This window comes from Lacinutrix sp. YIN62, from assembly GCF_057219185.1.
Genome location: NZ_JBXVVH010000003.1, coordinates 66,354 through 91,587 on the forward strand (window position 1 = coordinate 66,354; position 25,234 = coordinate 91,587).

Here is a 25,234-nt window from a genome sequence, read left to right on the forward strand (position 1 = left end):
TTTATATGTTTTTAACTACCTTAATTTTCATTACACTTTTGAGAACTGATCTAGTTTTAAAACCTAACAATATCCCTACAACTGATTTTAAGTTGTTTACTTAATATTTTTTTTACAACAAAATATTAAGTAACGATATTCTGCACCTAAAATCTAAAGTTTGAATCGCCTCAAACTAAAACCATTAGCAACACTTATGAAAACAAAAAGTAGTGTAATTTTAACGCTATTTCTAGCGTTAGCTGTGCAATTATCCTTCGCACAAGAAAAAACAATTTCCGGTACAATTTCCGATGAAGATGGAATTCCTCTCCCAGGAGTAAACATTGTAGAAAAAAACACGAGCAACGGCACACAAAGTAATTTTGATGGGAAATACGATCTTAATGTAAATACTGGAGCTACAGTCATTTTTTCCTCACTTGGCTTCAAAACCATCGAACACGTCATTGACACTCTTGACACAATCAATATCACAATGACCGAAGAAGCCTCCACACTAGAAGAAGTTCTCATTACAGGAGCTGTTGGAATTAAAAGAAAGCCTGATGAAATAACCACAGCCTATGAAAACGTAAAAGCAGAAGAAATTGTAGCCGCCAACAACCCTGATGCTGTCCAATCCTTAACAGGAAAGGTCTCAGGTCTACAAATAAACACAACCAACACTGGCGTTAATCCAACCACCCAAATTAGACTTAGAGGCACAAGATCTATATCTGGAGGCAATGAAGCCTTAGTTGTAATAGACAATGTCATCTCAACGGCTGGAATACTCTCAGATCTCGACCCAGAAATCATTGAATCCATCAATGTTATAAAAGGACCAAATGGAGCCGCTCTTTACGGCTCAAGAGGAGGCGATGGCGTAATAGTCGTGACCACAAAAAAAGGAAGCGAAAACAAAGGTAAATTAAATATAAATGTATCCAGCACTGTTACCTTTGAAGACATTGCTTTCCTCCCAGAACTACAAGACCGCTACGGGAAAGGATATTGGGGAGAGATAGACGCTTTTGATCAAGGCTCATGGGGTCCTGAATATGATGGCTCAACACAACCCGTAGGTTTACCTTACCCGACAGTGGATGATTTTAGATATGAAACCTATGCTTTTAAAAAAGACAACATCAAAGATTTTTTTGAAACAGGAACCATTATACAAAATACAATTTCCGTAGCCGGAGGAGATAAAGATGGATTTTATTCCCTAACAGCTAATCGAAGAAAAAACGATGGTATTATTGGAGACGATCAATTTAAAAAAGATTTTTTTGCTGCAAGCGCAGGAAAAACCTTTAATAAGCTATTTGTTTCAACCAACGCGCGTATAACAACGGAAAAACTAAATATATCTAATGGCGTTTATGGCCAATTATCTCAAGTACCTAGCGATATTGACATTTCTCAATTCTCATCAGGCAGCAATGCCGATCACTGGACCGCTTTTGGCAATAGTCCATATTGGGTAAGAGACAACCAAAGAACAATATCCAGAAGTACTAGATCTGATTTTTCTTCAGAAATAAACTACAAATTTAATGACAATATCAATTCTTTAGTAAGAGGAAATATTGTTAATAATAGCAGCTCAGGCTACTCATACATTAACGAATACCAAGAAGCCTATACCGTAACAGGAGATGGTAGAGACATTCAATCTGAACTAGAAGTTTTTCTTAACGAAACCAGAACCTTGTATTTTGACTTTATAAGCAATTTCAACTACAAACTTACAGATGATATTGGACTAAAATCCCTAATAGGGCTTAATGCTACAGAATCTAGAGGCTTTTCTCAAGTCACATCAGGGACAGATTTAACATTACCTGGCTTGTATACCGTTGAAAACATCTCTAGCGGAATACAGTTTAATGAAGACAACCTAACACCTAGATTTAAAAACTCTCTACAAGCCTTATACACGAACATAGATTTTAGCTACAAAGATTATTTATTTATAAACCTAACCGGTAGACAAGAATGGGATTCTAGACTACAAACTCCAGAAAGCACAACTAAATCTGTTGGATTTTTCTACGGCTCCGCAGGCGCTTCATTTATACCAACAAAAGCATTTCCTAGCATAAAGAGTAAAACGCTACACAAAATAAAAGTCTCAGGTGGCTATGTAAGCACTGCCAATTTATCCGCATTAGCCCCTCATGACTTGTTTGATATTGGTGTTCAACCAGCTGGGTTCCCTTTTCCAAACGGCACAAACTCTTTTATCATCCCTACTTCCACTTCTAGCAACAATATAGAACCTGAATTCGTTAGTACTTATGAAACAAATTTAAACTTGGAACTCTTAAATCATAATGGCACTCCAAGAATTACTTTAGATGGCAGCTATTCCTTCTACACTAATGACAACCAGATATTAAACACATCTGTTTCTAGCGCTACAAGCGTATTTAATGCCTTTGTAAATGTAGGCCAAACAGAAACCAATGCCTTTGAATTTGATCTAGGTTTAACCCCCATAAAAACAGACAATCTTAGATTAAATTTAAATTTTAGTTATGCTACGCAAAAAGCAATAGTTAACAAAGTTACAGATGCCTCTAACGAAATCGCCATCACCAACAGAGCTGGCTCGCTTAACCTATTTGCTGTAGAAGGAGAAGAATTTCCTTTAATAAAAGGATCTGCCTACGAAAGAGATGAACAAGGACGTATTATTATAGATGATAACGGAGTGCCAAGAATCGCTTCTGGTTTAAAAGTACTAGGAAAAACAACACCCGATTACATACTAAATTTCGGAGCAGAAATCACCTATAAAGGACTTAGATTAAGCGCTACTGCCGACTATAGAACTGGACATGTTTTCTACTCGGGTGTTTACAACAACTTAACCGGACAAGGACGCTCTTTCATTACAGCAGAAAATGGCCGCGGACACTTTATACTCCCCAATTCAACCGTGGCAGATTCTGGAGAAACCAACACCTCTGTGTTAACAGGCCCTTCTTACAGTGCCTCAAACCAGTACAGAGCTTACCAATCGTACATCCAAAGCCCAAATTTCCTAGGGGTAGACGAAAACTTCATCTTAGACGCTACCGCATTCAAAATAAGAGAAATAGCACTTAGCTACACCGTTTCAAGCGATTGGCTTAAAGACATCTTTCTTACAAACTTATCGTTCGGCATAAGCGGAAGAAACATATTAACAATTACACCTAAAGAAAACAGAAACTATAACGATCCAGAAATTGGATCTGGCATAGGAGGTTACGGACAAACCCCTCCAACTAAATTCTACTCAATGAATGTAAAACTTAATTTCTAAAAAAATGAAAACAGAAAACAACATATACACACTCTTCTTCATTGCTTTAGCTTTAATTATAACATCTTGTGAAGATGTTTTAGTAAACGAAGATCCAAATGGCGTAATCATTAACGAACTTAGCCCAGAGGTTATACTACCTGGAGCACAAACGATCCCTGCCAGCACCCTTATCACAACAATGAACGAGCTTGGAAACACAATGATAGCCACTTGGTCAGGTAACACTCAGCAAGTCCAAGCACCATACTTTATAGAATTTCAATACCAATTATCGACAGATTTCTACAGTAATATTTGGGACAACCTAATGGCAAGAACAGGTGATTTAACACAAATTATCGACAGCGAAATCCCAGATAATTACGATTATTATAAAGCTGTTTCAAAAATATACAGAGCTTTCTTTTTCCAATATTTAGTTGATTTATATGGAGACATTCCGTTTTCAGAAATTCATCAACGCGGAAGCAACCTATTCCCTAAATATGACAATCAAGAAGAAATTTACATCGCCTTAATCACACAAATAAACGAGGCCATAGATCAAATAAACAATACCGATACAGTAACCGCAATTCCACTAGGAAGTAACGATGTGGTTATGAATGGAGACACTAGCAAATGGATCAAATTTGCAAACACTTTAAAACTAAGAATGCTTTTACGCATCCACGATTACGCCACTACTAGCTCCATATCAACTTTTGTAAACGAGGAGTTTGCATTACTAAACAACTCAAACACTGAGTTTTTAGGCCCAAATGAAGACGTAACTATTAATCCTGGTTACACAGATCAAAACGACAAAATGAATCCTTTTGCAGCTACTTTTGGTTACACCGCAGGGAATTTCGGTATTGATGGTAGCGCCACATTCTCTAACAGAAGAGCTGGCCCTACAACCTTTTTAGTAGAATACCTTAACGGCACCACAACAGGCATAATTGACGACAGGTTAAATAGACTATATGCCGTTAGAGGCTCCCAAACCTCAATACAAGGCAATACACAAGGTGGTAATGGTCAACCTTCTCGAATAGGTCCAGGCCTACTATCCTCTCCTCAGCAAGATGGTTATATTATGACCGCTTCCGAGGCCCTATTTCTACAGTCTGAAGCCACACATAAAAACCTTTTAACAAATGGTAATGCAAAAACATTATTCCAAGAAGCAATAACGGCTTCCTTTACTAGACTTGGGGCATCAACAGGAACTTACATTACAGACTCTGATAACGTAGATAAAATTGGCTGGGAAGGCACTCCTAATAAACTTGAAGCTATCATCACACAAAAATGGATAGACTTAGGAGGCACAAATGGCATAGAAACCTGGATAGAATTCACACGAACAGGCTTCCCTAGCAACATGCCACTACCCGTAATAGCAACCAGACCCAATAGACCTTACAGATTACTATATCCCACCTCAGAATACACAGGTAATTCAGAAAATGTCACTCCATTTGGACAAACTGTAGACTCCGCATTTAACACTAATATTTTCTGGGACATTAACTAAAAAAAACTAAAAATGAAAAAAATACAAATACTATTAATCGCATTTATATCTTCTTTTTTAGCGACCGCCTGTCTAGTAGATGATGATCCTTCTGAAAAAGAAATTAATCAAGCTAACACCCCTATTGTTGTTGGTTTTCAAAACTCACAAGAAACAATAAGTCATTTTACAGATATAGGCGTAGTCGAGAACACCTTTCGCATGCTATATCTTGGTGGAGGCAAAGGATTCACAGAAACAGATCTAGAAATACCTTTTGAAATAGATCCTTCTAGCACAGCACAACAAGGGGTTGAATTTAACCTAAACTCAACAAGTATTTTACTCCCTTCTCATAGAGATTTTGGCAATCTTTTAATGGAAGTAAATACTGGAAGTTTTAATATAGACAATCCTACAGAGCTTATTTTAAGATTAAAACCCAACCCATCAGTTAGCACTACAGAAGCTCAAAGCTCCTTAAAAATCATATTCATTGGCTGCAAATCAAATTTAGGTGGCATCTATACGAATCCTGATTTACCTTCTGGAGCAAACGGCATCACCGATTTCACAGAAACAACTCCAAATAATTTCACTTTCACAATGCCATTTCTTGGAACTGGAGGCGGAATCAATCCTGTCTCAATGACTCTAGTAGATATTTGCGGAGACATCACACTTACTGAATGGGAAGGAGCTACCGCCATATCCGGCGATGTTTCAATTAACGAAACCACAGGTCAAATTACTATAGACAATTTAATCATATATAATGGAGACACTATTGACCCTGAAGACATTTGGTTCGATTTAGGAAGCTCTATTTACACACCTCAATAAAAAATAATATGAGAACTACTTTATTAAAACCAATAACGCTAGCGATATTAATTGCTAGCTGCATCACATTAAATTCCTGTGAAGATAATGATGATACTATAGAAAAAGAAGGCAAACCATCAATAACACTTTTAAACAATTCGGTTACAGTTACTGAAGGCGAAACCGCTGTATTCAACATGACTGTAGAATATCCGATCAACAATAAAATTGATCTTAGAATAGATTTATTAGACGAAAATAATAATCCACAGCCAATAGGAGAAGTATTAAATGGTAATGGCTTTGATTTATTTACTTTGGACAACATTCATTTTCCAATACATCCGGACGAGGCTAATTTCAGCCCCACATCATGTAATGAATTATCAGGCAATATGTACCGCAGTTGGTTCGGAGGAGGAGAGTTTTCATATGGGTATTTAGGAGGATCAGGGTACTACACATGCTATGAACCCTTTTCTGAAAGCCTACAATTAAACATCCCTACAAATGGAAATCTTCTTGAAAACAGCACTAACACAGTCAAACTAAGAATTAGTTCCACATCAAACCTTAGCGCAACAATTAATGAAATAATAACAATAACTATAGAAGACTCGCCTGTGAAAGATTTGAAAACGACATTAAAATGGGACGGCGATTACCTAGGTACAACAGATGTATGTGACATAAACCTTGGAATTGATTTAGATCTAGAATTATATATGGACAATACTTTAATTTCTTTTAGTTATGAGGACTGCCCTGAAACGCTAATCATACCTTCAGACGCACCAGACGCCTTGTACCGAATAGATGCCAGTCTTTGGACCACAAATGCTAATATAGCAACAGGTAACATCCCTGTTATGATTGAATTTCAAAAAGAAAATACGTTCTCTGAAACTATAGATCTCACCACCTTATTTCCAATAAATGATGGAGGGCTTGATGATGGTAACTCAAATGCAATCACCTCTTTTTTCATTCAAAAAAATGGAGCTACATACACAATAAAAGATCAAAACGACATTTTACTTACTTCAGGAAAAACAAATAACAGAATTTCAATCGAAGACAAAAAGAAGCTAAAACTGTAAATTAAAAACACCTCTTTAAGACTCAAAAAGCGTCATCAAAACACCTCTTTTGATGACGCTTTTACAGAAAGCATCTTATTTCACAAAACCCAAACCAAAACCCTGAAATACAACTAAATAAAAACAGCTACACGTTATTTTTAAATATTTTAAAATTTTACTTCTTTTAGAGAATCAAACATTCCCTTAAAATTAAGCTAAATCCATCAACATTTAATTTTAAAAAAAAATAATTCCTCAAGCTACACATCTTTCCCCCCCTTAAAATCATTAACCTATTCACGGCTGTTTAGACACAAAAAAACACCTTCTTTCGGTACTATGTATCAACATATTATTGCTTGCCACACAATAATTACCCTTCTAACAAAAACTTTAACAAACCCCGAATCTCATTAGTTTTAGGCGCATTACTGATGCTTATTGCATAAATTAACACTCTTCGTTAAAAAAATGTAAAGAAAAAATTGTTTTATTAACATTAAATTAGGATTTTTGGCCTAGACTAATTCAAATAAATTATAAAATGAAAACAAAGTTTAGTGGAATTTTAACGCTGTTTCTAGCGTTTGTTGTGCAGCTAACGTTCGCACAAGAAAAATCAATTTCAGGGACGATATCCGATGAAAACGGATTGCCGATGCCTGGAGTAAATGTTGTTGTTGTAGGTACAAGTACTGGTACCCAAACAGATTTCGATGGAAACTACTCCTCAATCCCGGCAAACACTGGTGATATTATTAGATTCTCTTCTGTTGGTTACAAAACTGTAGATAAAACAGTAGAAGCCTCTTCTAACGATATCAGTTTTAATATGGAAGTTGATGTTACGGCTATTGAAGAAGTTGTAATTACAGCATTAGGAATCAAGAGAGAAAAACGAGAAACTTCCTATGTAACCGAAAACGTAGATAGCGATAAGCTTTTAGCTATTCAACCGCAATCTGCTGCATCTGCCTTAGCTGGTAAAGTTGCTGGTTTACAAATTAATGTTCAGAATAATGGTGTTAAGCCATCTACGCAAATCTTACTACGTGGTCTTCGTTCAATAACTCAATCTAACTCTGCTTTGATTGTAATTGATGGGTCTATATCTACACAAGGTGCTTTTGATCAATTGAACCCAAATGATATCGAAGGTATTACAACTCTAAAAGGAGCTACTGCAGCAGCTCTTTACGGATCTAGAGCTGCCAATGGAGCACTTCTTATTACAACTAAATCTGGAACGAAAGGTGATGCTTTCACAATAGGTATTAACTCGTCGTACACTTCAGAGGAAGTTGCATACATGCCCGATTTTCAAGAACAATATGGTACAGGTTGGCAAGGGAGTTACGATCCTTATGAAAATACAAACTGGGGACCTAAGTTTGACGGTGTAACAAGAAGAGTTGGTCCAATATTTGATGATGGAACTTATCAAACGTTACCTTATGCTCCTGTAAAAGATAATTTGAAAGATTTTTATGAAACTGGAAGTTCTATAAGTAATACTGTATATTTATCAGGTAGTGATGAAAAAAACAGGTTTTATATGTCTTTTGGTAAATTAGAGACCGAAGGTATTGTACCAAATGATAGTTATACTAGAAATACTTTTAGAGTGAATGCTAGCAGACAAATGGGAAAACTTAAGTTAGGTATCAATTCAAGTTTTACAACTGATGAATCTGATTTAGCAGGACAAACCATAGGTTCTCAAGATAGACCATTATACTGGTTTATCCTTAATACTTCAGCAAATATTCCTTTAAGTAATTACAAAGATTGGAGAAATGATTTATATGCTTCTCCTAATGGATGGTATAATGCATACTATCAAAATCCTTATTGGGCAGTTGACACAAATAGAGACAAAGACAATACGAATCGTTTGGTAGCGAACATGAATGCTGATTGGGAAGTTACTGAATGGTTAAAACTAACAGGTCGTTTTGGTGTTAATAGCTTCAATCAAATAGGTAAAGAATACAGAGATGCTCAAAACTATCTTCCAAACAGTGCATATATAGAGACTGCTGGACGTCCTGATCCTGTGTCTTCATTCGTACGAGATTATGAAGCTCAAAGTTTTGACTACACTACTGACTTTTTAGCTCAAAGTGATTTCAATTTATCTGAAGATTTTACATTAAAAGCTATTTTAGGTGCTACTAGTTTAACACAAACTTTCAGAGAAAGTGCATATCAAGCAAATAATTTAAGTATTCCTGGATTTTATGATCTTTCAAACACAACTGGTCAATTAGCTGGAGGACTTGCTGGTGGTGCATTTGTTAACGAACGAGTAAAAAGAACTTATGGTCTTTTTGGTGATTTTACAGTTGGATATGACAACTTCCTTTTCGCAAGTTTTTCAGGTAGACAAGATTACACTTCTACTTTAAGCACTGATAATAACAGCTATTTCTATCCTTCTTTTGGTTTGTCTTTCTTGTTTTCTGATTTGTTAGATTTTGAACCATTAAATTATGGAAAGTTAACCTATAGTAATGCTACTGTATATAATGATCTTGGTCCTTATCAAGTTAATGAAACTTTTAATCAACAAGCTGGATTCCCTTACTCATCAACAGGTCTTAACGGTTTTGTAGTATCAGGAACAGCGGTAGATTCAGATGTTAAAAAAGAGAAAATTCTAACTAATGAATTTGGATTGAATTTAGAATTCTTTAATAATCGTGTTAGCTTAAATGCTTCTTATTATACAACAGAGACAACAGATCTTATTACAACGGCTACAACAGCACCATCTGCTGGGTCTAACAGTATTCTTACAAATATTGGTTCTATTGAAGGTTCTGGTGTTGAATTAACACTTGGAGTGGTACCAGTAAAAGCTGTTAATGATGGTGATTTTAACTGGGATCTTAATGTAAACTTTACAACAAATGAAAATAAAGTAACGTCTATACAAGACGGTCTAGATCAAGTACAAATTGGAGGTACAGCAACTTCTGGTTTATGGGCTGTTGTTGGAGAGGATTTCCCTCAAATTAGAGCTGTTGGTTATGAAAGAGATGATCAAGGACGTGTTATCGTTAGTGAATCAACTGGAAACCCAATAGTTGGAGGACTTACAAACTTAGGTAAAACAACTCCAGATTATATTATTGGTTTAACAAACTCTTTTAGCTTTAAAGGATTCACGTTAACAGGTACTATGGACTACAGAACAGGACACGTATACATTTCTCAATTAGCTGATGCTATGGAGTTTACAGGAAGATCTCAAGAAAGTGTATCTTCAAATCGTCAAGATTTTGTATTTCCTAATTCAGTAGTAAACATAGGTAGTGCTGAAGAACCTAATTATGTTGAAAACACAAATATACAAGTAACAGGAGGGCGTCAAAACTTCTGGACTAATACATATAACGACATTAAAGAAAATTACGTTAAAGACGCTACTGCCGTAAAATTAAGAGAGCTTTCTTTAAAATATGATTTACCTTCTAAATTATTAGATAACGCATTCATCTCTAAACTGTCTATAGGTCTTATCGCTCGTAATTTAATTACCTGGTTACCTGAAGAGAACAGATTCTCTGATCCAGAATTTAACAATGCTAATGCATCAGGAAACGGTATAGGTATCGGTGGATTTTTCCAATCTCCTCCAACAAGATCATTTGGGGTAAACCTTAATCTTGAATTTTAATTTTAAACACAATCTTGAAAATGAAAAATATATTTAAATTATTCTCAATTGTAATGGTTTCGGTTATTACATTTGGTTGTAGTGATAATTTTTTGGATGTCAATACAGACCCAAATAATCCACTAACAGCATCGCCTGACTTATTGCTACCCGTAGCACAACGTTACTCGGCTTATACAATTACTACTCCTCCTGGAGGAGCTAGAAGATTAAATACTCTTGGAAACCTTATGATGTACAACTGGAGTCAATCTGACGGGTTCTCTTGGTATCAAAGTGAATTTGAGTACACAGTAAACTCTACTTTTTATTCAACAATTTGGAATTATCAATATCAAAATGCTTTGAAACAGTATCAAACGATGGATGTTGACGATGAAAATTATGAGTATTATAAAGCGATTTCAAAAATAATGAAATCATATCACTTCCAAATCTTAGTAGACACTTTTGGTGATATTCCTTATTTTGAAGCCTTACAGAGAGGAGATAATCCAACCCCTGCTTTTGATGATGCTTTAACTGTTTATGAGGACTTAATTGTTCAATTGGACAATGCTATTACTTTAATTAATACTGGTAGTGCAAACTCTAATGTACTTAATCCTGGTGTAGCAGACATTATGTTTGGTGGAGATATGAACCAATGGAAGAAATTTGCAAATACTGTAAAGTTGAGAATTTTAGTTAGACAATCTGATATTTCTGGTAGAACAGGTTATATCACTCAAGAATTCCAAAAAATAGCGAATGAAGGGTCTGGTTACATTACAACTAATGCTATTGCTAATCCAGGGTATACAGATCAAGAAGATCAGCAAAACCCTTTTTGGGGTTACTATGGTAAAACTACAGCTGGTGAATATGTAAACAACTTTTTTGCAACTTCTGCAACACCATTTGTTTTAGACTTATTGACCGATTTTAATGACGCTCGTATTGACTATATTTATGAAAAACCAGAAACAGGACACCTTGGTGTTGAGCAAGGGTTATCTGCTTATCCTCCAGGAGGAGCATTAACTGAGCCTTTTGTTTCAAACATAGGTCCTGGCCTTTTAAAAGATGCTGAACAGAATTCAGTTATCTTTTCTTTAGCAGAGGCAGAATTCTTACAAGCTGAAGCAGCATTAAAAACTTATTTACCTAATGCACAACAGCATTACGAAAATGGTATTAGCGCTTCTTTCGATTATTTAGGTGCTCCAGATGCAGCTAGTTATTTCTCTCAACCAATTGATTTAGTAAACTGGGCTTCAAGTTCTGATAAATTAGAGGCTATTATTACTCAAAAATGGATTGCTCTAAACGGTATTGATGCTGCACAAAGCTGGTATGACTTTAGTAGAACAGGATATCCTTCAAATTTACCAATCTCTTTAGCATCTCCAGAACCAACGAGACCCGTAAGATTAGCTTACCCTGCTACGGAAATCTCTGGGAACGGTGCAAATGTACCAACGCAACCAAATGTATTCACAGATAAGATCTTTTGGGCTAATTAAATTTTAAAAAAATAAATATGAAAACAATAAATAAATTTTTAATCTTAATGATGTTATCACTATCATTTACATCGTGTCTTGTAGATGATGAAGTGATGACAGATGAAATTATTAGTTCTACTCCAGATTTAGTAGGATTTACTTCTGCAACAAGCAATGCCGCTGTAACACAATCCACTGGCAGCCATGATTTTACATCTACAATTAATATCGTTGGCCCTAATAGTGCTGCTATTACTGAAGATGCTCAAGTTACAATTTCAGTAAATGAAGAATCAACAGCTATAGCTGGTGTGCATTATGAATTATCAACAACGTCACTAACGTTATCAGCTGATTCTGATTTCACAGCTGAAGTACCGTTCACAATTCTTTCTGATGACAGTAGTATAACCGCTCCGAGTAGTTTTAGTTTAATTCTTGATATCGTTGATGCTACTGGTGGTAATGGTGTTATTCCAAGTGGAAGAACAGGTTCTGTAACCATAAAAGTATCTTATTTATGTAATTCAGATTTAGCTGGAGAATACACAGCTAGTGGTACTAATTTCCCTGACGCAACTATTACAGAAATATCTTCTGGTCTATATGCATGTAATGTACTGCCTGGTGTAGAATTAGGTGGTAATGCTTTACCATACGAGTTTACAGACACATGTGGAGTTATAGAAATTAACACTATCGTTAATGCTGGTAGTAATTTAGTAGTAGGCTCAGGAATTGTTGATCCTGTTACTGGAGTTATTACTATAAATGGATATCAAATATTTAGTAGTACAACGCCAGATAGTGATGTTGTAATAGACAATTCTACAGAAGTATATACATATACTCCTACTAACTAAATTAAAAATTAAAAATTAAATACTAATGAATAATATATATAAAAATTCTATTAAATTTTTATCATTATCTGCGCTATTATTAACAGCGTTCACATCTTGTGAAGATGATGATTTTGAAGCAGTAGCAGCAGTACCTTATACTCCTGTAGACATAACGGTATCTGTAGAGGAAAATGATGTTACTGTTATGGAAAATGATGGCGAAGTTACTTATACACTTACAGCTAGCATTGAAGAACCTCAAGAATTAGATTTCCCTGTTTTGTTCGAACAAACAGCTGGTGATGCAACAGAAGGTGTTGATTTCACTATTGACCATACTCTTGTTATTTCAGCTGGAAGCACTTCTGCTACAGCAGAAGTTGTTGTCTTACAATCTGGAGATATTGAAGAAGATGAGTCATTTACTATTACAGCTGTATCTACAGATGAATATTCAAACTTGATCCCATTCTCATTCAATGTAAACATCACTGATGATTACGTTAACAATGTCTTGGACCTAGTTTTATCTTGGGATGGAAGTGTTTCTCAAAATGGTGTTACAATTGATAGTTTCTGCCCAATTGATATGGATTTAATATTATATGATGAGAATGATGTACAAATAACTTTCATTGCGGCTACATCTGACTGTCCTGAAGTAGGTTCGATTTCTGGATTACCTGATGGAACTTATAAAATTGCAGCAGATCTATATGAGAACCCTTTTCAAGATCTAGGTTTAGCAAATCCTATTCCTTTAAAGTTAACTTATAGTCAAGAATACTTTTTAGACGAAACGACTCTTAGCTATCCTAATAGTTATACTTTAAGTACACCTGGAAATACTTCTCAAGGGAACCGTTTATTTATTGCAACAGTAGAAGTGCAAAATGGGTATGAGTACACAGTAACTCCTCTTTAATTATTAAACAAAAACTAAATAAATATTTAAAAGAGGCTGATTTTTATCAGCCTCTTTTTTTATACCTTTGCAGCAATGGAAAACAACACACAATTATTTGGTTTAAGAGCTGTCATAGAAGCTATAAAAGCAGAAAAAACTATAGACAAAGTATTTCTACAAAAAGGACTAAAAGGTTCGCTTTTTTTAGAGTTAGAAACGTTACTTAGACAGAAAGGGATCAACTCTTCTTATGTCCCTGTTGAAAAACTAAATAGGTTAACAAAAAACAATCACCAAGGTGTTGTCGCCCAAATATCACCTATTTCATTTTATGATCTAGAAAGCTTAATAGAAAAAACACTTGAAACGACCAAGACTCCCCTATTCCTACTATTGGATCAATTGAGTGACGTTAGAAATTTTGGGGCTATTATTAGAACAGCTGAATGCACTGGGGTACACGGCATTATAGTTCAAAAAAAAGGCGGTGCTCCTGTAAATGGCGATACTATAAAAACTAGTGCTGGGGCTGTTTTTAAGGTTCCTATTTGTAAAGTTGACCATATAAAAGACGCAATGTTTCTCTTACAAGCTTCAGGAATACAAGTAATAGCAGCAACAGAGAAAACCAACAATACCATTTATGATGTTTCTTTTAAAACGCCTTGTGCTATAATAATGGGGTCTGAAGGTAGAGGTATAAATCCTTCTGTTTTGAAATTAGCTGATGCTAAAGCGAAACTTCCCTTATTAGGAGATATTGAATCTTTAAACGTATCTGTAGCTTGTGGCGCTTTTTTATACGAAGCTTTAAGGCAACGTTTATAGCTTAATCTTTGTTTTCCTTAAACGTGTAATTAATATTAAAATTTGATTGTTCTATACTCTCAACATCCTTTTTATTCTCAATATTTTCTATAAAATTGCCATGCTCATCAAAATGCCTTAGAAACTCGTCATCTTCTTCATTATAATTTTCATTTTCCCATACATATTTCTTGGGTTTTGCAATTTTCCTTTTAAACAATATGGCAAATAATAAGCCTGTTAGTAGTCCAGCAGTATGGCCTTCCCAAGATATTTTTTCATCTATTGGAAGTGCATATACAAACATACTTCCGTAAATAAAAATAACGAGTAAAGATAAAGCTACAAGTCTGTAATGTTTTGTTAATACGCCTTTAAAAAAATTAAAACTAAACAACACATATATTAATCCACTTGCACCAATATGATAAGAAGGTCGACCAATGGCCCATGTTATAAGTCCTGAAATTAAAATTCCATAAATTATTACTTTCCAAGCGATTTGCTTATAAAAATAAAACAATGCAGATGATAACACAACTAATGGAATTGTATTGGAATACAAGTGTTTAATTCCAGAATGTATAAAAGGACTAAATAATATTCCTCTAAGCCCTTTAAGTGTTTGTGGATAAATTCCATATTTGTTAAAACGATAGCCGAAACGTATTTCGAAAACAAATACAGACCATAGTATTAACACAAACAATATGGGGTATACTACTACATCGTTTGAAAATTTGAAATATTCTTGCGCTTTACTCATATGCTACTAAATATACAAATTAGCGACCAATGTTCTTTTTTACGCAACAATGGCAGTCAATCGGATTTTTAAAAATAAAAAAGGTCATATTTCAAATATCTAAATTGTTTTATGAATAATTACTTTAATTTTGTTTTATGAATGCACCATTAGCAGAACGATTAAGACCAAAAAAGCTGTCCGATTATATGAGCCAAACGCATTTAATTGGTAAAGACGGGACACTAACAAAACAAATAGCACAAGGTTTAATCCCTTCTCTTATACTCTGGGGGCCTCCTGGTATTGGCAAGACAACTCTAGCGAATATTATTGCTACCGAATCTGGACGCCCATTTTACACGTTAAGCGCTATAAGCTCTGGTGTAAAAGAAGTTCGTGAAGTTATAGAAAAAGCAAAGCAAAGCGGTGGCTTGTTTACGACTAAAAACCCTATTCTTTTTATAGACGAAATACACCGTTTTAGTAAGTCCCAACAAGATTCTTTACTACAAGCCGTAGAGAAAGGCTGGGTTACACTAATTGGAGCTACAACAGAGAATCCTAGTTTTGAAGTTATTCCTGCTTTATTGTCACGCTGTCAGGTTTATATATTAAAACCTTTTGAAAAAAAAGAACTCGAAGCGCTTTTAAATCGAGCTATTACAATTGATAGTGAGTTATTAAAGAAAAAAATAGTGCTTAAAGAAACAGAAGCGTTACTGCGGCTTTCTGGAGGTGATGCGAGAAAACTTTTAAACATCTTTGAACTCATTATCAACTCAGAAAGTAGCAATAGTGTGACAATAACCAATGCTGGTGTTTTAGACAAAGTACAAAACAATACGGTACGGTATGATAAGACTGGTGAACAACATTATGATATTGTCTCCGCATTTATAAAATCTATTAGAGGTAGTGACCCGAATGCCGCTATTTATTATTTAGCTAGAATGGTTGAAGGTGGTGAGGATGTAAAATTTATAGCAAGACGATTACTTATTCTTGCTAGTGAAGATATTGGAAATGCTAACCCAACAGCTTTGGTTATGGCCAATACGACCTTTCAAGCTGTTGCAACCATAGGCTACCCAGAATCAAGGATTATTTTAAGTCAATGTGCTACTTATTTAGCTTGTTCTCCAAAAAGTAATGCGGCCTATATGGCCATAGGAAAAGCACAACAATTAGTTAAAAACACTGGAGATTTATCTGTTCCATTATCCATTAGAAATGCACCTACAACATTAATGAAAGACATTGGTTATGGTGAAGATTACAAATATTCTCATGATTATGAAAATAATTTCGCTTTACAGGAGTTCTTACCGGAAGCCATTAAGAACACCAAATTATATGACCCAGGGGATAATTCGAGAGAAAATGCACAACGTCAGTTTTTAAAACTCCGTTGGAAAGAAAAATACGGATATTAAAAGGTTTAAAACTTAATATTTAGAGTATCTACCTTTATAATACCATCCTTTTGCTCTGCTATTTCCCAAATATTATTTTCCTTATAGATGATAGCGTCTACTCCTTTTACTATGTAAACGTCTTTTCGTCCGGAGGTATAGATTGTATAAATAACTTTAGGCGTGGTATCCACCAATTGGAAACCATTAGGTATAGGCTGAGCATAAAGTACAGCTAATCTAGCCATATTTACTGGAGGCGCTATCGTTTCTATATCTTGCTTTGTATGCACTGCACTAGTAAGCTGTTGTTTCGTGTTACTTTGATTTTCTTTAAGAGCCGCTATTTCTTGTTTTAACAACTCTATCTCTTCTTGTTTTTCAATGTTTACATTTGAAACAGTAGAAGAAATACGTGTTGTTTTATCACTAGGCTCATATTTATAATCAAATGTCCCGAAAGACTCAAAAGTAGCTCTTAAAGCTTGATTATAAGCTACTTTGTATTTTTTTTCTCTTGAGATTCCTTCTTCGGAAGTGTATACAACTTCTCCCCTACAATTTTTTAATTCAATTCTAAGTTTTGTTTTAAATATTCCAGAGGATTTTAAAACCTCTGAGTTTAAAGCAAGGCATCCATTATTAATGATATCTTCAGGTAAAGCTTCCCCCTTCATAATCGCTAAATAGCCATATTTTTCAAACAATAATTTAGTTAGAGTGTTTAACTTATATTTATCTGTTTCGTTTAAAAACTCAAATTTATTGGGTACGATAATGTATTTATAATCGTTTAGATTTGTTTGAGCAGGTAGTATTGAAATTATAAAGAAAGCCAAGAAGGCAAAAAAAAATTTATTCGTTTTCATTCTTTTTAAAAATATAGTTAAATCCTAGCTGTAAAGATAAGCTTTGTGCTTCTGCTAAATTCCCAAATTTTAATAAATTATCTACCATCATATAGAAATTAACCCGTCCAAAAGATGATGACATCCCAAATCCTATATTGGATTTTGAATATGAATCTATCGTATAAGCGGTTTTGGCTTGCAATCGCTTATTTAAGCGTTTATAATAAAATGCCGTTAAAGCCACTTGAGGTGCCTTGGGTCTATTTATAGCAAATAACTGCAGTCCTATTTCGTTCTTATACTCTTTTTTATTTTTTCTACAATCACATTCATTTTCTAGCCCTTTACCAAAAGCATATCTTACTGCTGCATTTAATTTTACTGGCCGCCAGGTTGTATATTCTTTATTCTCTTCTTTAACTTCGAATAAATCTTCAAATTCGTTCGCTATTTCGTCCCAATAATCTTGTGCTGTCTGTCCTTGAAGTACCTCCTCAAAAAGAGGATTAACCCCTTCAAATTCATAATAGCCATTTAATTTATGATTTTCTACATCTTTTTTATGCCTTATAAACCCAATATCCTGGATACTAGCATCTATACTTAAATTGTCCTTTAGATTATAGGTGAATCCAAAGTCTATCCCAAATCCTATGTTCCCTCCAAATAATATTCTTTTTCGTAATATTGAAATATCATCCTTAAATTCAGAATTGTCATCATTATCTAAACTTGCTAACCCTGAAGTTTTAACTTCTAAATCTAGATTAAAGAGATGATTATAAATGTTATTTGTTCCTGGTACTGTTACAAACGTTCCTTTATTTTGGGTTGCATTCACGTTTATAATACTAGAATAGATTTTCCCTCGCACTCCAAAGGTTAATTTTTCACTTGTCTTTTTATTGTAGCCAACATGTAACACAGAAATTAATTCCCCATTTGCATTTAAATCACTGAGGTCAAAGGTTCTATTTATATTATTAAAATTCCCTTCATAAGCCAAAACGGCATAGTCTTTAGGAAAATAAACAAAAACGTCCAACTCTTCATATAACCCGAAAGAAAGGTATTGATTTTTTTCATGACTACTACCAAAAGCAAAACCGCCTGAGAGGATTTCCAATTGTTGATTTATTGCAAAAACATCCTTGTTATTCATACTATAAACAACATTCCGTAATTTTGAATTAAAATCACGACCATCTTTTGCAAAAAGATCATATGCAGAAAGTCCAGACAGACCTATATTAGCGTGTATATGAGATAATAGAGGCATTCCAAAATACCAATCATTTTCGACTGCTGCTCCAGGGTTAATTAATAGTGCCTGAGGGATCTCTGTAAACCCATACAGTAATTGTTTGTTCTGAGAAAAACAAATACAAGTAGTTAAAAAGAACAAGAGGGCTGTTTTTCTCATTCAGAAGTATTTATTCGAAAAAAGAAAACCCCATTAGATCTTAAACGCAATGCGCCTGGTGAATTGCTATTTAATGAAGAACCATCGTCACTTGGAAGCAGTGTAAAGGTTAATATTAATTTGTTTGTTGTTTTTAAAGCTTCCAAATTATCAGCTTCAAAAACTTCAATTTCTTCACTTAAAACAGGGACATTATCTACTGAAGTAGGCACATTAAACAGTATCGTATATTGCAATTCATCGGTTGCGTTTAAAAAATCGACTCTGGCTTCAAATCCTCTATTTATTGAATTTGTTGTTTCAAATTTAAAAATAGCTTTTTGAAGGTTATCAATTAAAAACTCATCATTAAAAATCTCTAGTACAACAGAAGTTTGAATAGAACCAGCTTCTATATCATTAATATCAATAAAAGAAGGTGCAAATACATCAAAAAATATCAGACTAGTTTCTATTGCAGGAGTAAGTATAATTTCTTCTGCTTGTTCAAAATCGACATCTTTAACACAAGCAGAACTCCCTAAACTGAGTAGTATAACAATAAATATAGTCTTTAACGTTTTCATATTTTTTACTTACGTGACAATAAAACGTTAAAAACACAATTCGTATTATAAAAAATCTTTAATTTCCTTTAGCGTCCTAACTTGTTTTATGTTGGGGTCTAGCTCTAAGTTACGATAATTAAAACAAATAGCATCTAATCCTATGTTTAATGCTCCAAGAACATCAGCCTCAATATCATCTCCGATCATTACACTCTTTTCCTTTGTTGTTTTTGCTAAATCTAAAGCATAATAAAACATTTTAGGGTTTGGTTTTTTTACGCCAACCATTTCAGAATTGGTGACTGTTTCGAAATAATCTGCAATTTTAGATTTTTCTAATTTATGTAGTTGTACTTCTTCAAAACCGTTGGTTATAATATGCAACTTATAATTAGGCTTTAAATATTCTAAAAGTTCTATAGTACCATCAAAAACATGATTATGAGTTGTTAAATAAGTAATGTAATCCTCTGAAAGTTTATTTACAGTCGCTGCATCTATATTAACTTCAATAGCGTTAAAAGCATCCTTTAATCTATTAAATCTTAGCCCCTCTTTACTAATTTTTTCTTCACGATAAAGCTTCCAATATTTTAAATTTATAGGTTCGTAATGCTCTAAAAAAACAGCTACAGGTACGTTAATTTCATTTCGTTTAAAAATGATCTCGAAGGTTAATTTTGAGTTCTTATCGAAATCCCAAAGGGTATGATCTAAATCAAAAAAAATATCGGTTATGCTATTAGTCATTTGTAGATTCTAAAATAATATTAAACAATTCTTTGTAGCCTTTCCACCTTTCAACATTTCCAAAGGTATAATTATGAAAAACAGAAACAAATGTACCATTAACCTTTTTTACTTCAGAAATGACTTCGTTTAAAACCTGTTTTTTATCTAAGAGAGATTGGGTTTTCAATAAAGCATAATCTAATAAATGATACGTATTAATTTTTAAAGGAGTTTGTATTTCATGATCCAAGTCGTAAAAAAAGAAAGGTGTACATGTTCCTGCTCTAAAACCGATATGATTAATATAGCCCATTGTATAGTCTTCTGGAATTTCCAATTCGACAAGATTCCTATATGATTCTGGAAGATTCAATTTTGAAAAAGACTGTCTTGATGCAGAAAGCGCGTTATTTGTGATGGCTTCCATTCTCAATTTTTCTTTTTTCAAAAGCGCTCTATCCTCTAATGCAAAATAACTCGCTTTAAGTCCTATTTTACAATAATCTGAAACGTGTTTTATTAAAGAGACAAACTTACGTTTGTGCACATTTACATTTTTATCATAAGTTGTAAAATCACCTATTAGAAAAAAAACAACAAACTTATGTTTAGATTGTTTTTGCCTATTTATAATATATTTAAAAGAATCAAAAGGGTCGTTTTTTAAGCCAAACAATACGGCATAACGCATATAAAGTGCTCTAAACTTAAACCCTAAACCATCCTTTAAGGTCCCACCAATAGTTCTCATAATCCCCTTTAACTTATATTTATATGCCATAGGGACATCTAGTACTGGAGAAATAGCATAACGACGTTCTAAAAACTCGAAATTTGGATAGTGTGTTTTTAAAAGGTCTCGAAATTTAAATGCCCAAATATCTACTACAGGCTGTTTTAAAAAATTAAATTTATAAGCTAAACTCTCTTCAGCCATAAAGCGGCCATACTCATCTTTTACATGTGGTAGATATTCTTCATAACGACTTAACAAATAAAAAGAAGCGGCAAAGATGTCGAAAGGCAATGCGCCTTGTCCTATATTTCCAAAAAAGCATTTGGTTTCTTCCCAGTTGGTAACATTTATATCCAAATCGTTTAAACCTTGCTCAAATAACAGTTCATGTGAAAATATAAACAACTCATTGCTAAGTGGCTGCCTAGTATAAGAGATTTTTAAACTATTATGAGCAATAAAATCTTCTATAGTCGTAGTAAAACGAACAGGAATCCCAATAATTCTAGTACAAATTTGTTTAAAGGTATACTTTAATCTTGGTGTAATTTTATGTGAGTAAATTAAAAGCATAAATTAAGTTAATTGCAACGAAGCAATATTACTTTATCAAAAATAAGGAATTAAAAGAGGAGTCATTTCATATTTACAATCTTAAATGCTACAGTATGTTTTTATCTGCAAAACTAAAGTATGTTTTTTCTGTAATAATGAGGTGATCTAATACTTTTATATCTAAGCTCCTTGCTCCTATTTTTAGTTTTTCGGTTAAATCTTTATCTGCTTGACTTGGTGTTAGTGTTCCTGAAGGGTGGTTATGAGCTAAAATAATTCCTACTGCTCCAACTTCTAATGCCGTTTTAAGAGCCAAGCGAATATCGACCATGGTGCCCGTAATCCCGCCTTTGCTTAATTGGTTTTTCTGAATAACTTTATTAGAATTATTTAAATATACTATCCAAAACTCTTCGTGAGGTAATTCTCCTATAATAGGTTGTAATAATTCAAAAACAGATCTACTGGACGTTATTTTTTTACGTTGCAATGCTTCACTACCACGGCGGCGTCTACCCAATTCTAATGCTGCCACAATAGAAATTGCTTTAGCTTCTCCTATTCCTTTAAAAGACATCAGTTGTTTTGTAGAAAGTTTACCTAATGCATTTAAATTATTATTCGTACTTGCTAAAATACGTTTACACAGAGCCACAGCACTTTCGTCTTTATTACCTGAGCCTATTAAAATAGCAACTAATTCTGCATCACTAAGGCTAGATTTCCCTTTACTTTGCAGTTTCTCACGAGGACGATCGTCTAGAGACCAGTTTTTTATTGAAAATGAGGAGCGTTCTTTGTGCATTTGTTAAAACTACATCTTTTTTTTTATATAACCCTCATTTCCTTTTAATTAGAACAAATTAATGCTTTTAAATTATTTATGATAAACTTAACTACATCTGCACTACTTATAAAAATGTTATGATCGCTTATGATTGTTTTCCAAAAAAATCAACTAACTTCGTTTAACTACCTGATCTAATACGTTAAAACAATTTATAATGAAAAAAAAGGCTTTAATTTTATTACTAAATATTTTAATTTTTGGTTGTGAAGAAAAAAAGGAAATCAGCTCTATAAATCCAGAAAATTGGATCAAAAGACACGCCACTATAAATGCTAAAAAAAACCTTGAATATGGGAAATCATATCTTTCTATTTATTCACAAATATATAGTAGTTCTGAGCACAAAACTCATAATTTAACCGCAATGGTTAGCATGCGAAATACAAGCGATACAGATACTATTTACCTCTTGAAAGCTAAGTATTATGACACCCATGGAAAACCTGTACGTACTTATTTTAATTCTCCTATTTATTTAGCTCCAATGGAAACCACTGAAATTATAATAGACGAGACCGATATTAAAGGCGGAACTGGCTCTAACTTCATAATTGAATGGAAAATCCCAAGGCATTGCCCTGAACCATTATTTGAAGGCATTATGAATTCAACTATGGGACAACAAGGTCTTTCCTTTACGACACAATCCAAGAGAATAAAATAAAATGCTTTTATAAAAATGTTATCCTTTCCTATTGATTTTATAAAAAAATCAATTAACTTAGTTTTAGACTCCAAGTAAAACACTGTAATTCAATAATTTAAATCATTTTATAATGAGGAATTATATAATAATTGGAGGCTCTTCTGGTATTGGCAAAGCACTAGTTAATTTATTAGAACAACAAGGTACTAATATTATTGCGACCTATCATAAAAATATAATTGAAGACAGACCAAATGTAAAGTACATCCAGTTAGATGTAAAAACAGATCGTTTAGATCTAGAGCATTTTCCTGAAGAAATTCATGGTTTAGCTTATTGTCCAGGTAGTATTAATTTAAAACCTTTTCATCGTTTTAATGATAGTGATTTTATAGATGACTTTAACCTTCAAGTTATAGGCGCAACTAAAATTATTAAACATTTGTTACCAAAAATTAAGAAAAGTAAAAATGCATCCATTTTACTTTTCTCAACAGTAGCGGTTCAATCTGGTTTTAGTTTTCACTCACAAGTTGCAATATCCAAAGGGGCCATTGAAGGGTTAACAAGAGCGCTAGCAGCAGAATTATCACCAACCATAAGAGTTAATGCAATAGCTCCCTCATTAACAAACACAAACTTAGCACATAGATTCCTTAACACCGAAGACAAAGTGAATTTACAATCTGAAAAAAACCCATTAAAAAAAATAGGCGATGCAAATGACATCGCAGAGGCTGCGGCTTACTTACTAACGCCTAAATCGTCTTGGGTTACTGGCCAAATAATACATGTAGATGGTGGGCTTTCAAAAATAAAGCAATGATCTACAATACGACTTTACAAGATAAGCGCTATTCCTTCTATAAACACAATATTACTCAACTAACGTTTTAACACTATTAAAGTCCAAACCGCCATAATTACCAGAGCTCATTAATAACAAGGCTTTGTTTTCTAAATCCTGAGAAAACAAGAACTGCTTAAACTCCTCTGCATTTGTATAAATAATTAAATCTTCACGTTGAAAAGCTTTTGCTATTTGCTCTTGCGTTATGGCATCCAACTTTTTAATTTGTAAAGCCTGTGGAGAGTAAAAAACAACAGCTACATCGGCAGCATCTAAAGCGCCTTGGTACTCTTTTAAAAACGCGGCATTTAAGCTACTATAAGTATGCAATTCCAAACAAGCTAACAAGCTTCTATTTGCATATTGTTCTTTCACTGCCTTCGTAGTTGCTGCGACTTTACTTGGTGAATGCGCAAAATCCTTATAAACAACACTATTTTTACTTTCAGCAATTTTTTCCAAGCGTTTACTTGCGCCTTTAAACGTGGCTATGGCTTCATAAAAGTCATCCTCATCAATCCCCATATGTTGGCAAATCCATTTTGCGCCTGCCAGATTGTTTAAATTATGTTTGCCGAATATTTCAATAGGCAAAGGGCCTTCTGGAGTTTCTAATAAGGTTTCACCGTTACTCACTGTATATTTAGGTGTTCGATATGCTAATTTACGTATTGGATTTTCACTAGCTTCCACGACTCGCTTGACTTCTAGATCTTCTTCATTATAATTAATACTTCCACCATTTACAATACTGTCTACAAACATGCTAAATTGCTCCACATAATTTTCGTAGGTAGGAAACACATTAATATGATCCCAAGCAATACCGCTCAATAAAGCAATATTGGGTTTATATAAATGAAACTTAGGACGCCTATCTATAGGAGAACTTAAATATTCATCCCCTTCCAAAACAATAAAATCATTCGTTTCGCTAAGTTTTACCATAACATCAAAACCCTCTAATTGAGCGCCAACCATATAATCAACATCACGATCATGATAGTGCATTACATGTAAAATCATCGAGGTTATAGTCGTTTTTCCATGACTTCCTCCAATAACAACCCTAGTTTTGTACTTAGACTGTTCATACAAAAACTCTGGATAACTGTATATTTTAACACCTAGCTCTTGCCCCTTTATCAACTCAGGATTATCTGCTTTGGCATGCATTCCCAGAACAATGGCATTTGTATCTAATGTAATTTTTTCGGGAAACCACCCCAATGCCTCGGGCAATAGGCCTTTTGCTTCTAACCTAGACTTAGAAGGTTCGAAAATAGTATCGTCACTTCCAGTTACTTGATATCCTTTATTATGTAAAGCTAAGGCTAAATTGTGCATTGCGCTCCCGCCAATGGCTATAAAATGTACGTTCATTGTTTTATATTGAAGAGAGTTCAAAGATACTTTTTTCACTGTAATTTCTCGAATAATTTAAGT

At 33.9% G+C, this 25,234-nt stretch carries 20 protein-coding genes; 12 read left to right on the top strand and 8 right to left on the bottom strand.

Going from position 1 to position 25,234, the window contains the following annotated elements; all coding sequences use genetic code 11:
- Positions 1 to 196: 196 nt before the first annotated feature.
- The 9 genes from AC2D8I_RS02830 (at position 197) to rlmB (ending at position 14,458) form a co-directional block, all read left to right on the top strand.
- Positions 197 to 3,298: a SusC/RagA family TonB-linked outer membrane protein gene (locus tag AC2D8I_RS02830; RefSeq protein WP_484704472.1), complete on the top strand. Its 3,102-nt coding sequence runs from the start codon at positions 197 to 199 to the stop codon at positions 3,296 to 3,298.
- Positions 3,299 to 3,302: 4 nt separating this feature from the next.
- Positions 3,303 to 4,823 carry a SusD/RagB family nutrient-binding outer membrane lipoprotein gene (locus AC2D8I_RS02835; RefSeq protein ID WP_484704473.1) on the top strand — a complete coding sequence of 507 codons (1,521 nt, stop codon included), beginning with the start codon at positions 3,303 to 3,305 and terminating at the stop codon, positions 4,821 to 4,823.
- A gap of 12 nt (positions 4,824 to 4,835) precedes the next feature.
- Positions 4,836 to 5,645 carry a hypothetical protein gene (locus AC2D8I_RS02840; RefSeq protein WP_484704474.1) on the top strand — a complete coding sequence of 270 codons (810 nt, stop codon included), beginning with the start codon at positions 4,836 to 4,838 and terminating at the stop codon, positions 5,643 to 5,645.
- An 8-nt stretch (positions 5,646 to 5,653) separates the two neighbouring features.
- Positions 5,654 to 6,727 (top strand): hypothetical protein, encoded by a 1,074-nt coding sequence (locus AC2D8I_RS02845; protein WP_484704475.1) that lies wholly within the window; start codon positions 5,654 to 5,656, stop codon positions 6,725 to 6,727.
- A gap of 526 nt (positions 6,728 to 7,253) precedes the next feature.
- On the top strand, positions 7,254 to 10,391 hold the full coding sequence (locus AC2D8I_RS02850; RefSeq protein WP_484704476.1) for a SusC/RagA family TonB-linked outer membrane protein: 3,138 nt from the start codon (positions 7,254 to 7,256) through the stop codon (positions 10,389 to 10,391).
- A 20-nt stretch (positions 10,392 to 10,411) separates the two neighbouring features.
- Positions 10,412 to 11,896, top strand: coding sequence for a SusD/RagB family nutrient-binding outer membrane lipoprotein (locus tag AC2D8I_RS02855; protein ID WP_484704477.1), 1,485 nt, complete (start codon positions 10,412 to 10,414; stop codon positions 11,894 to 11,896).
- A 17-nt stretch (positions 11,897 to 11,913) separates the two neighbouring features.
- Entirely contained in the window at positions 11,914 to 12,741 is an 828-nt protein-coding gene (locus AC2D8I_RS02860) for a hypothetical protein (protein ID WP_484704478.1), read from the top strand.
- A gap of 25 nt (positions 12,742 to 12,766) precedes the next feature.
- Complete coding sequence (locus tag AC2D8I_RS02865; RefSeq protein ID WP_484704479.1) at positions 12,767 to 13,648, top strand: hypothetical protein; 882 nt, start codon at positions 12,767 to 12,769, stop codon at positions 13,646 to 13,648.
- Positions 13,649 to 13,723: 75 nt separating this feature from the next.
- Complete coding sequence (gene rlmB / locus AC2D8I_RS02870; RefSeq protein WP_484704480.1) at positions 13,724 to 14,458, top strand: 23S rRNA (guanosine(2251)-2'-O)-methyltransferase RlmB; 735 nt, start codon at positions 13,724 to 13,726, stop codon at positions 14,456 to 14,458.
- A 1-nt stretch (position 14,459) separates the two neighbouring features.
- Here rlmB and AC2D8I_RS02875 read toward each other — a convergent pair whose 3' ends face one another.
- Positions 14,460 to 15,203 (bottom strand): rhomboid family intramembrane serine protease, encoded by a 744-nt coding sequence (locus AC2D8I_RS02875; RefSeq protein WP_484704481.1) that lies wholly within the window; start codon positions 15,201 to 15,203, stop codon positions 14,460 to 14,462.
- Between the two features lie 137 nt (positions 15,204 to 15,340).
- Between AC2D8I_RS02875 and AC2D8I_RS02880 the strand changes: the two genes are divergently transcribed.
- Positions 15,341 to 16,618 carry a replication-associated recombination protein A gene (locus AC2D8I_RS02880; protein WP_484704482.1) on the top strand — a complete coding sequence of 426 codons (1,278 nt, stop codon included), beginning with the start codon at positions 15,341 to 15,343 and terminating at the stop codon, positions 16,616 to 16,618.
- A 5-nt stretch (positions 16,619 to 16,623) separates the two neighbouring features.
- Here AC2D8I_RS02880 and AC2D8I_RS02885 read toward each other — a convergent pair whose 3' ends face one another.
- The 6 genes from AC2D8I_RS02885 to radC all read right to left on the bottom strand — a co-directional run bounded on the left by AC2D8I_RS02885 (position 16,624) and on the right by radC (position 22,247).
- Positions 16,624 to 17,466 carry a hypothetical protein gene (locus tag AC2D8I_RS02885; RefSeq protein WP_484704483.1) on the bottom strand — a complete coding sequence of 281 codons (843 nt, stop codon included), beginning with the start codon at positions 17,464 to 17,466 and terminating at the stop codon, positions 16,624 to 16,626.
- Positions 17,453 to 18,871 carry a DUF5723 family protein gene (locus AC2D8I_RS02890; protein ID WP_484704484.1) on the bottom strand — a complete coding sequence of 473 codons (1,419 nt, stop codon included), beginning with the start codon at positions 18,869 to 18,871 and terminating at the stop codon, positions 17,453 to 17,455. Before AC2D8I_RS02890 ends, AC2D8I_RS02885 begins: the two co-directional genes overlap by 14 nt.
- A complete protein-coding gene (locus tag AC2D8I_RS02895; protein ID WP_484704485.1) occupies positions 18,868 to 19,437 on the bottom strand; it encodes a hypothetical protein in 570 nt (189 codons plus the stop codon). The genes AC2D8I_RS02890 and AC2D8I_RS02895 overlap by 4 nt, the downstream gene beginning before the upstream one ends.
- 45 nt (positions 19,438 to 19,482) lie before the next feature.
- A complete protein-coding gene (locus tag AC2D8I_RS02900) occupies positions 19,483 to 20,169 on the bottom strand; it encodes a YjjG family noncanonical pyrimidine nucleotidase (protein WP_484704486.1) in 687 nt (228 codons plus the stop codon).
- Positions 20,162 to 21,460: a polysaccharide deacetylase family protein gene (locus AC2D8I_RS02905; RefSeq protein WP_484704487.1), complete on the bottom strand. Its 1,299-nt coding sequence runs from the start codon at positions 21,458 to 21,460 to the stop codon at positions 20,162 to 20,164. The genes AC2D8I_RS02900 and AC2D8I_RS02905 overlap by 8 nt, the downstream gene beginning before the upstream one ends.
- Before the next feature lie 88 nt (positions 21,461 to 21,548).
- A complete protein-coding gene (radC, locus tag AC2D8I_RS02910) occupies positions 21,549 to 22,247 on the bottom strand; it encodes a RadC family protein (protein WP_484704488.1) in 699 nt (232 codons plus the stop codon).
- Positions 22,248 to 22,446: 199 nt separating this feature from the next.
- On the opposite strand from radC, the gene AC2D8I_RS02915 reads away from it, so the two are divergent.
- Positions 22,447 to 22,956, top strand: coding sequence for a DUF3124 domain-containing protein (locus tag AC2D8I_RS02915; RefSeq protein WP_484704489.1), 510 nt, complete (start codon positions 22,447 to 22,449; stop codon positions 22,954 to 22,956).
- A gap of 112 nt (positions 22,957 to 23,068) precedes the next feature.
- The gene (locus tag AC2D8I_RS02920) at positions 23,069 to 23,764 is read left to right on the top strand and encodes an SDR family NAD(P)-dependent oxidoreductase (protein ID WP_484704490.1); all 696 of its coding nucleotides are present in this window, start codon (positions 23,069 to 23,071) and stop codon (positions 23,762 to 23,764) included.
- A 51-nt stretch (positions 23,765 to 23,815) separates the two neighbouring features.
- Here the strand turns inward: AC2D8I_RS02920 and AC2D8I_RS02925 are convergent, their stop codons facing one another.
- Entirely contained in the window at positions 23,816 to 25,171 is a 1,356-nt protein-coding gene (locus AC2D8I_RS02925; protein ID WP_484704491.1) for a UDP-N-acetylmuramate--L-alanine ligase, read from the bottom strand.
- Between the last annotated feature and the right edge of the window lie 63 nt (positions 25,172 to 25,234).